This window comes from Arthrobacter sp. TB 26 (assembly GCF_000427315.1).
In the GTDB taxonomy this organism is placed as follows: Bacteria; Actinomycetota; Actinomycetes; order Actinomycetales; family Micrococcaceae; genus Arthrobacter.
Genome location: NZ_AUPJ01000057.1, coordinates 1 through 4,900 on the forward strand (window position 1 = coordinate 1; position 4,900 = coordinate 4,900).

Genomic DNA, 4,900 nt, shown 5'->3' on the forward strand with positions numbered 1-4,900 from the left:
GTTCTGGCCGAAGCGTTCGCTGCCGAAGGCGCGGGGGCCCGCGGACTTCGCGGCGCCGGTGCGCGGTTTGGGCTTGAGGGCACCGGGGGTACCGGGCGCCTTGCCGAAACCGGGCTTGCGGGCGGCGGCTTTGCGGGCTGCCTCCTTGCCGGAGGGAGCCTTGGACTTCCAGTCCCCGGAGGCCGGCCGGGCCGCCGCGGGCGCGCCGTCGGGGCCCTGCAGGTCCGGATCGATGAAGGCTTCTTCGCGGGGCTTGGGGCGCTTAAAGGGGCGGTCTCCGCCGCCCTTGAAGCCGGCTCCGCCGCTGCGGCTTCCGCCGCCTTGTGCGCCGCGGCCTGAGCCCTGCGCTGAGTTTTGTCCGGCGCTGTTGCGTCCGGCAAAATTTTGTCCGGCACTGTTGCGTCCCGAACTGTTACGTGGTGAACCCTGGCGTCCCGCCTGTGTCATGACCCGTCCTTCGTTATTGGCCAACGGCCGCTGTCTCCCGACAACACCCGCCGGCTGGGGCAAAAAGCTTCTGCCCCGGTGGATTCCCGTGCGCAGGCAGTTGTTCCTGCCTACATTCTTGCTGCGTCGTAGAACTCTTCGATGCCTTCCAGCCCCGGAAGATGGGGTGAAAGGTGCGGCAATTCCGCCACCGAGCCGATTCCCATCCGCTCCAGGAAATACGACGTCGTGCGGTACAGGATGGCCCCGGATTCAGGATCGGTTCCCGAGTCTTCGATCAGCCCGCGCTGCGTCAGCGTCCGCACGACGGAGTCAACATTAACTCCTCGAATTGCAGACACCCGCGCCCTGGAAACAGGCTGGCGGTAAGCGATGACGGCGAGCGTTTCGAGCGCCGCCTGCGTCAGCCTGGCTGTCTGTCCCTCCAGCACGAACGCGCCGACAATATCGGCGAACTCAGCGCGGGAATAGATCCGCCAGCCTCCGGCGATATTCCGCAATTCAAAACCCCGGGGAGTGGCACTGAAACCGCCACTATTGATAGCAGTACTGGCGTCGTCCACAGCCGGGGCATTAACAGTATAGCCGTTATACTCCCGCTGCAGTTCCGCGAGCAGTTCCTCGACGACGTCGACGGTCAGGTTCAGTCCGGAGGCGAGCTCCGTCGCCGTCGCCGGCTGGTCGATCACCATCAGGACGGCTTCGAGGGCCGCGCGGGCGCCGCCCGGCAGGCTGCTGACGTCGGGGCCGGTCCCCACCGCCGGCTCAGGCTGGGTGTCATTCACGGCTGCTCCTCATATTCTTCACTCAGGTTTTCGCTGCTCCAGGCCCCGCCGTCGGCGGTCCAGCGCACTGTCAGGTCCCCCAGCGGGAGCAGCTGTTCGAAGGCCACCGCTTTGTCCCGGAACAGCTCCAGCAGCGCCAGGAAGCGTGCCACCACCACGAGGGTGGATTCGGCGTCGGCGATCAGGGCCCGGAAGGTCAGCGGCGTGCCTCGCTGCAGCCGGATGCCCAGCAGTTCGGCCTGCTCCTTGACGCTGACGGCGGTGCCGTGCAGGTGGGCGAGGCCCACCTCGGTGGGCGCCGCTTCCTTGGGCTTGAGCGCGGCCTCGGCCAGGCCGGCGAACTGCTGCGGGGTGTGCCGCCAGAGGAGCTCCGGCAGAAGTGCCGCGAAGTGCCCCTCCAGCGCCACCTGCCGCGGATAGCGCCGGGCCTCGAGTTCGAGGGTGGAACCCATCATGCCCGCCACGTGTTTGAACGCTTTGTATTGCAGGAGCCGGGCGAAAAGGAGGTCGCGCGCTTCCAGCAGCGCGATGTCCTCCTCGTCCTCAACTTCGCCGGCAGGCAACAGCCGGGCGGCCTTGAGGTCCAGCAGGGTGGCGGCGATGACGAGGAATTCGCTGGCTTCATCAAGGGCCCACTCCTCGCCCAGGTTCTGCAGGCGCTTGATGTACTTGATGAACTCATCGGTGACGGTGGACAGCGCCACTTCCGTGATGTCCAGCTGGTGTTTGGAAATCAGGCCCAGCAGGAGGTCGAAGGGGCCGGTGAAGTTCGCCAGCCGGACCTCGAAGCCGGGCTTCTTCCCGGCCTGATCAAGCTCCGGCTGCGCTGTGGGAGGGCCTGTTTCTGCCACGGCCCTGACTAGGGTGCGCCGCCGCGCGAAATGAGCTCTTTGGCCAGGTTCCGGTAGGCGTCGGCGCCGATATGGTTGCCCGCGTAGCTGGTGATGGGCTCGGCCGCGACCGTGGCGTCGGCGAACTTGATGGACCGCTTGATGACGGTCTCGAAGACCTTGTCGCCGAAGGCCTCCACGAGGCGGGAGATCACCTCCCGGCTGTGCAGGGTGCGGGCGTCGTACATGGTGGCGAGGACGCCGTCGACCTGGAGCCGCGGGTTCAGCCGGTCTTGGACCTTGTCGATGGTCTCAACCAGCAGGGCGACGGCGCGCAGAGCGAAGAACTCGCAGATCAGCGGAATGATGACGCCGTGGGCGGCCGTCAGTGCGTTGACCGTGAGCAGGCCCAGCGAGGGCTGGCAGTCGATCAGGACGACGTCATAGTCATCCTCGACCTTTTTCAGGGCCCGGTCCAGCACCTGTTCGCGGGCAACCTCGTTGACGAGCTGGACTTCCGCGGCGGAGAGGTCGATGTTGGCCGGGAGCAGGTCCAGGTTTTCCACGCCGGTCTTGTGGATGGCGTCGCGGATGTCGACCTTGCGGTCCATGAGGACGTTGTAGACCGTGAGGTCCAGTTCGTGCGGGTTGATGCCCAGGCCGGCCGAGAGGGCACCCTGCGGGTCGAAGTCCACAACGAGCACACGGCGGCCGAATTCGGCCAGCGCGGCGGCAAGGTTGATGGTGGAGGTGGTTTTACCCACTCCGCCCTTCTGGTTGACCATGGCGATGACCCGCGCGGGGCCGTGGGATGACAGCGGCGCGGGCTCCGGAAAGTCGCGTTGAGGGCGCCCGGTGGGGCCCATGACGGCGTCTTCCAGATCGAGTTCGATGCCTACCAGAGTTGCTGAACCCTGTTCGCTGCTCACGTATCTATCCACACTTTCGATGACGGTGATTGTCGTGCCTGGTATTGCTGCCTGCTTGAGACTTCAGCCTGCTTGAGACTTCAGCTCTGGACGTCCAGCGCCGATCTTATTCCTCCCAAGGTTACAGCGCCCGACACGGTATTCAGCGGACCTTGACAGCGGCCAATATTTGAGCCTCAACCCTCTGGTAGAAGTCGAAGGTTGCTGCCGGGGCGCACAAAACCGCCCGGAGGCCTTCAGGCCTCCGGGCGGTTTTAGCAGGTGCCTGGCGGGAGGTGCAGCGGCTTAGGCGTTGGCCAGAACGGGCTGCGCCGGAGTCGCGGTCTCCTCCTGCGTAGCGTGTCCGGCCAGCATGGTCTGCTCGTCGAAGGGTTCGTTCCCGGCGAGGACCCGCTCGACCCGTCCGCCGTCGATCTCCTTGACCCAGGTGCCGATCAGCACGGTGGCGACGGCGTTGCCGGTGAAGTTGGTCAGGGCGCGGGCCTCGGACATAAAGCGGTCGATTCCGACGATCATGCCGACGCCGCCGAGCAGTTCCGGCTTGTGGGCCTGCAGCCCTGCCGCCAGGGTGGCCAGGCCGGCGCCGGTGACACCGGCAGCGCCCTTGGAGGCGATGATCATGAAGATCAGCAGGGACACCTGGGCGCCGAGATCCAGCGGGGTGCCCATGGCGTTGGCGACGAACAGGGAAGCCATGGTCAGGTAGATGGCGGTGCCGTCAAGGTTGAAGGAGTAGCCGGTGGGGACGGTGACGCCGACGACCGGCTTGGACACGCCGAGGTGTTCCATCTTCGCGATCAGGCGCGGCAGTGCGGCTTCGGAGGACGACGTGGAGAAGATCAGCAGGTATTCACGGCCGAGGTACTTCATGAGCCGGAAGATGCTGACGCCGGCGACGACCTTGAGCAGGCCGCCGAGGATCACGACGATGAACAGGGCGCAGGTGATGTAGAAGGCGCCCATCAGGGTTGCCATGCTGATGATGGCCTGGAATCCGGTGGCGCCGACGACGGCGGCGATCGCGCCGAAGGCTCCGACCGGGGCCAGCCACATGATCATGACCAGGATGCGGAAGACGAGGGCCTGGCCGTGGCCGACGGCCTTGAGGATCGGGGCGCCCTGCTGGCCCATCTGCTGGAGGGCGAAGCCGACCAGGAGCGCGGCGAGCAGGGTCGGCAGGACCGGGATGTCACCCGGGATGATCCCCAGCAGGAAGTCGACCGTGCTGTCGGTGGCCGCCTTCTTGTTCGGGTCGTAGGGCGCGAGCTTCAGGCCCTCGCCCGGGTGGATCAGGTTGCCGACGACCAGGCCGATGGCGAGCGCGAAGGTGGACATCACCATGAAGTACGCCAGGGCCAGTCCGCCGACCTTGCCGACGGTGGCCGCCTTGGCGATCGAACCGATGCCCAGGACGATCGTGCAGAAGATGACCGGGGCGATCATCATCTTGATGAGTTTGATGAACCCGTCGCCCAGCGGCTTCAGGGACTTGCCGACCTCAGGGAACAACAGCCCGACCAGGGCGCCGAGGATAACGGCCGCGATGACCGCGATGTAGAGATAATGGGACTTGTCGAGCCTTTTGCGCTTCTTGACCGGCGTCGCGGCCGATGCTGCTGACTCTCCTCGTTGAGAGGTCATGGTGTTCTCCTTGGATAGGCTGGACGTAGGTGCGGCACAGGCTGTGGGCCCATCACGTCCGTTCTGCGTGTTCCACCATCATTGGGGATGCAGTGACGCGCATCACCGTTGCGTTCATATTGGTCATGGAAGGTGTTGATGATCCACCGCTGGAGCATCGCCAGGCGGCTGTTTGTGGCCCATCTGCTCTTTATGCTCGCCCTGACGGCCATCGTCGGCACCGCCACCTTCGTTGACGCGCGCGACCACGCCTACAACGAAGCCGGCC

4 protein-coding genes and 1 pseudogene are annotated in these 4,900 nt (G+C 65.6%); all 5 read right to left on the minus strand.

The window, feature by feature from the left end:
• Positions 1-447: pseudogene (locus tag K789_RS0101025) on the minus strand (pseudouridine synthase); the annotation flags it as partial.
• A gap of 110 nt (positions 448-557) precedes the next feature.
• Positions 558-1,232 carry an SMC-Scp complex subunit ScpB gene (scpB, locus tag K789_RS0101030; protein WP_024365125.1) on the minus strand — a complete coding sequence of 225 codons (675 nt, stop codon included), beginning with the start codon at positions 1,230-1,232 and terminating at the stop codon, positions 558-560.
• Positions 1,229-2,083 (minus strand): segregation and condensation protein A, encoded by an 855-nt coding sequence (locus K789_RS0101035; RefSeq protein ID WP_024365126.1) that lies wholly within the window; start codon positions 2,081-2,083, stop codon positions 1,229-1,231. The genes scpB and K789_RS0101035 overlap by 4 nt, the downstream gene beginning before the upstream one ends.
• Positions 2,084-2,091: 8 nt before the next feature.
• Positions 2,092-2,991, minus strand: coding sequence for a ParA family protein (locus tag K789_RS0101040; RefSeq protein ID WP_024365127.1), 900 nt, complete (start codon positions 2,989-2,991; stop codon positions 2,092-2,094).
• 285 nt (positions 2,992-3,276) lie between these two features.
• Positions 3,277-4,632: a cation:dicarboxylate symporter family transporter gene (locus tag K789_RS0101045; RefSeq protein ID WP_024365128.1), complete on the minus strand. Its 1,356-nt coding sequence runs from the start codon at positions 4,630-4,632 to the stop codon at positions 3,277-3,279.
• Positions 4,633-4,900: the final 268 nt, after the last annotated feature.